Below are 3,651 nucleotides of genomic sequence, written 5' to 3'. Positions count from 1 at the left end.
GAGTTGGCCAAGCCTGTTACCAGACGCGTTAGCAAAGCATGACAAAACGGTAACCGTGGTCAACGGAAGTATTTCTGGTGACACAACTGGCAATGGCTTAGCTCGTTTACCACAATTGCTTGAAGAACACGCCCCAGACACTGTTCTTATCGAACTCGGTGCGAATGATGGTCTTCGTGGATTCCCACCTAAGCTGATGTCTGCGAATCTTGATCAAATCATTAAGCAGATAAAAGCTGCGGGCGCGAAACCTATTATGATGAAGATTAAAATCCCACCGAATTACGGTAAGCGTTACAACCAACAGTTTGAGTACGTTTTTGCAGCGCTTGCTGATCAACAAAACGTGCCACTTTTGCCGTTTTTCCTAGAGCATATCATCCTCAAACCGGAGTGGATGATGAACGATGGACTGCATCCAAAACCAGAAGCTCAGCCTTGGATTGCTGAATTTGTCGCCAAAGAATTATATCAGTATCTTTAGGTTTTAATGGTCTAGCTCAATAAATTTTACACAGCTTTACGTTAGCCTGAGTGCATATCACCGTTAACTGTAAGGTTATTTATGCTGATCGAACCTATTATCAAGGGTGTGGTAGCCAAAAGCGCTCACCCTCTAGGCTGTCAAGAATCCGTAAAGCAACAAATCAAGTTTGTTAAGAGTGCGCCGCAGATCAAAGATGGCCCTAAGCGAGTACTGATTATCGGTGCTTCCTCTGGCTTTGGCCTTGCCGCTCGCATTGCCCTTACCTTTGGCGGTGCAAAAGCTGACACCATCGGCGTCTCATTCGAGCGCGGTCCTAACGAGAAATCCCTAGGCAGCGCTGGTTGGTACAACAACATCTATTTCAAGAAAGAAGCCGAACGAGAGCAACGCACTGCTATCAACATTGTTGGCGACGCATTTTCACAAGAAACACGTTCACAAGTTGTCGAAGCCATCGAAACCTACTTCGAAGGTGAAGTGGATCTGATTATCTATAGCTTGGCTGCTGGCGTAAGACCCAAACCAAATACCGAAGAATTCTGGCGCTCTGCCATTAAGCCAATCGGTGAAAGCGTGACTGGTGCGACTATCTCACTAGAGCACGACAACTGGGTGACCAACACACTTGATGCTGCAACGGAAGAAGAAGCCGAAAGCACACTCAAAGTCATGGGCGGCGAAGATTGGGAACAGTGGATAGATGAGCTAATCAATGCTGAATCTATTGCCCCAGGTTGCAAAACCATTGCTTTTTCTTACGTTGGTCCAGAAGTCACGCACCCTATCTACTTAGACGGTACTTTGGGCCGCGCTAAAATAGACCTTCATCAAACCAGTCACGCACTTAACCTTGAACTAGCAAACTTTGGTGGTAATGCTTACGCGACCGTGTGTAAAGCATTAGTGACCAAAGCGAGTGTGTTCATTCCGGGGCTAAGCCCCTATCTGCTCGCTTTATATAGAGTGATGAAAGAAAAAGAGACCCACGAAGGTTGTATCCAACAAATGCAACGCTTATTCAGCAGTAAGCTGTATGGACAAACCAAAGTACCACTTGATGGCGAGCGCCTAATTCGGATGGATGAATGGGAACTCGACCCAGAAACCCAAGCTCATGTGACTGAACTACTTGAAGCTATGGATGAAAACAACTTCCAATCAATCGGTGACTATCAAGGTTTTAAAGAAGAGTTTTTACAGTTGAACGGTTTTGCTCAACCATCGGTAGACTATAAAGAGAAACTTAACACTGATGATTTTATAAAGTTAAAGCCTTAATCGAAACTTATCTCATTACTGAGACCCAGATTCACATTTGAAAACCTCCGCAAAATTGCGGAGGTTTTTTTGTGCAACATTTCTTATACTTAGTTAATGTAATATTCACAGTTTATTTGGTTCATCTTAATTAACACAGGATGTGTTGATGCATTTAGCATAATTGACTCGGAGTCATATGAAGAAGATAAAAACGATAGACTTAGATATCCCTGACGATATGGCCTCCAGCTGGCAAAATATTGTCGACCTCTTAGCTCAAATCACTCAAGTGCCTGCTGCACTTATCATGCGTGTTCATACCAACTACATTGAAGTTTTCTCTACCAGCCACAGTCAGGATAACCCTTATAACAAAGGCGATTCTGAAACATTAGGAAATGGGCTTTACTGCGAAACGGTGATGGAGTCTCAGCAGCAGCTTTTAGTACCCAATGCGCTTGCCGATGTTGATTGGAAAAATAACCCCGACACAAAGCTTGGCTTAATCTCTTATTGTGGCATTCCGCTATGTTGGCCTAACGGCGAATTGTTCGGCACCATTTGTATCTTGGACTCGAAAGAAAATCACTACACGCCTACCTATATTAAGCTATTAGAAAGCTTTCGCACCTCGATAGAATCTCAATTAAAAACCTTGTTTCAACACGCTAAGCTCACTCAAATGAATCGTGACTTAAAAAGCCGAGTTGCTACTCGCACAAAAGACCTCGCGAGTCTTAATTATTCATTAAACCAAGAGATTGATAAGCGCAGAGCGGCAGAACAAGAGATCAATTTCCAAAAAAATCACGATCTCGGCACGGGTTTTTTGAACCGAAGTGCTTTTGAGTCGCGCTTAGATCAGAAGTTGTTGTCACAACAAAGGTTTACTGGTGGCTCACTCGCAGTAATCCATATTGGATTTACTAATGGCAGGCGCATTCAAGCTCGATATGGCTACAACGCGTTAGACCAAGTGCTTGTTGAATACCGACAACGCATCGACAGTATCTCTGATGTCGAGGTATTAACTGCGCGCCCTACTTCGGTTGACCTTGTGTTGGCGTTCAGTGTTAAAGATTTGCACCAACGTATCGAAGAACTATGCCAGACATTGGTAAAAGTCGGTCATTCAGAATTTGACATTGGTAGTGACAAAGTTCATCTGCATGCCTTTATAGGGATTGCGATTACTGAGCACGACGATGGTGCTGACAGTATTATCCAAAAATCTTCAGAAGCGATGTTGGCATGTAAAGATTCCGGACAGAAGTTCGCTTACTATTCTCAGTCTCATGCTGAAGAACAAAGTCATATTAATAAGATTGAAGGTTATTTACTCCAAGCGGTTCGTAATGATGACCTTATGCTCTATTTTCAGCCTAAAGTATGCCCGTTGACTCATCGCTGGGTTGGTGCAGAGGCTCTACTACGTTGGCGACACCCCGTTCTGGGAGACATATCTAACGAAACCTTAATACACATGGCCGAGCAAAACGGGTTAATTTTCGAAGTAGGAAATTTTGCTCTGCGCAACGCGATTGAGCAAGCGAAAGAGTGGTCCGAATACGTTGAAGATTTCAAAATAGCCGTAAACGTATCTGCTATTCAATTAAAGAATGTTGATTTCGCAGACCAAATTATTCACCTGTTGGAAACCTATCACCTAGAACCTCATTTCTTAGAACTTGAAGTCACGGAAAGTTGCCTCATTGCAGATGAAGTCGTCGCGAAAAATACATTGGAATCGTTACACAACATTGGCGTTACATTGTCACTGGACGACTTTGGGACGGGCTATGCCTCATTTAGTTACCTTAAGAAATTCCCATTCGATACGATTAAAATTGATAAGAGCTTCATCGACCAAATGCTCAACTCACAGGAAGACTCAGAGATCGTTC

Annotated in this window: 3 protein-coding genes; all 3 read left to right on the top strand. The window is 43.5% G+C overall.

Annotated elements, in window-relative coordinates; genetic code table 11:
- Positions 1-484 (top strand): arylesterase (locus AB4496_RS18305; RefSeq protein WP_372131570.1); only part of this gene is annotated, 484 nt, incomplete at its 5' end.
- Positions 485-565: 81 nt separating this feature from the next.
- Positions 566-1,765 carry an enoyl-ACP reductase FabV gene (gene fabV, locus AB4496_RS18300; protein WP_009845332.1) on the top strand — a complete coding sequence of 400 codons (1,200 nt, stop codon included), beginning with the start codon at positions 566-568 and terminating at the stop codon, positions 1,763-1,765.
- 178 nt (positions 1,766-1,943) lie between these two features.
- The coding region (locus AB4496_RS18295) for an EAL domain-containing protein (RefSeq protein ID WP_372131568.1) at positions 1,944-3,651 on the top strand (1,708 nt) is incomplete at its 3' end.

This window comes from Vibrio sp. 10N.222.46.A1 (assembly GCF_041473595.1).
In the GTDB taxonomy this organism is placed as follows: domain Bacteria; phylum Pseudomonadota; class Gammaproteobacteria; order Enterobacterales; family Vibrionaceae; genus Vibrio; species Vibrio tasmaniensis_A.
Note: the sequence above shows the minus strand (reverse complement) of the source record. Positions and strands in the feature narration are given on the sequence as shown.

Coding starts and splice junctions, on each gene's coding strand:
- fabV (WP_009845332.1), top strand. CDS start 566: ATGCTGATCGAACCTATTATCAAGGGTGTGGTAGCCAAAAGCGCTCAC.